We start from the raw sequence: 959 nt of genomic DNA on the forward strand, positions 1-959 counted from the left end.
AAAATGCAGCACCCATTCACGCGCTTCGGTTCGGTCCTTGAATCCTTGCTCAGGGTATTCTGGACGGTATTTGCACGTACGGAAGATGGACTCGGCATAAGGGTTATCATTGCTGACTCGGGGCCGGCTTCTGGAAGGCGTTATGCCTAAGCTATACAGTGTTTCCAATAAGGTTGACCCTTTCATGGGGCTTCCATTATCCGAGTGCAGCACAAGCGGTTGCTGACGAATGACACACTGCTCACTAAGCACGGTTCTACGCATTAATTGGCTGGCATGTTCGGCCGACTCTTCTTCCCAAATCTCCCAACCGACAACTTTGCGACTATATAAATCTAGCACCAGGTAGAGATAGAAGAACAGGCCTTTGACAGGTCCCGGCAACCAGGTAATATCCCACATCCAGACCTGGTTAGCTCCCGTTGCACAGTGGCTGGTGAGCGGTTTGGCGGTGCGTTTCTTGCTCCGTCCACGATGTTGCTGCTGTTTGTGTTTGTGCATCACGCGATAAAAGCTAGATTCCGATGCAATGTACGTCCCTTGATCGGCAAGCGCAGGAACAATTTGGCTCGGTGGCAAGCTCATGAAATCCGGCTGATGAATGACGTCCAGAATCTGTTGTTCTTCTTCCTCGCTGAGCTTATGTGCGGGCACAGGTCGCTTGGCATGCGGACGCCCATCTTCGCGGACGCCACGCTGGCGCCAACGTTGTAAGGTTCGCTGGGTCAGACCAAGTTCCTTGCAGGCAAGCTTTTCGCTTGCACCGGCTTTAATGGCTTCTTGAATCAGTGATACGGCTAGCTGACGATCTGAGGCACTGATCATTCGTCCTCGGGGTCCCCCCAGATCGCTTGGGCCTTTTTTCGTAATACCAGTAGTGCGGCAGTTTCCGCTAAAGCTGATTCTTTCCGTTGAAGTTCTCGGGTCAAGGCTTTAACCTCTTGTTCTTTCGTTCGAAG

At 52.0% G+C, this 959-nt stretch carries 1 pseudogene; it reads right to left on the reverse strand.

Features of this window, described 5'->3' with window-relative positions:
• A pseudogene (locus RCO25_RS34595) lies at nt 1-959 on the reverse strand (IS3 family transposase); the annotation flags it as partial.

The sequence above is a fragment of the Paenibacillus sp. LHD-38 genome (assembly GCF_031157315.1).
Taxonomy (GTDB): Bacteria; Bacillota; Bacilli; order Paenibacillales; family Paenibacillaceae; genus Pristimantibacillus.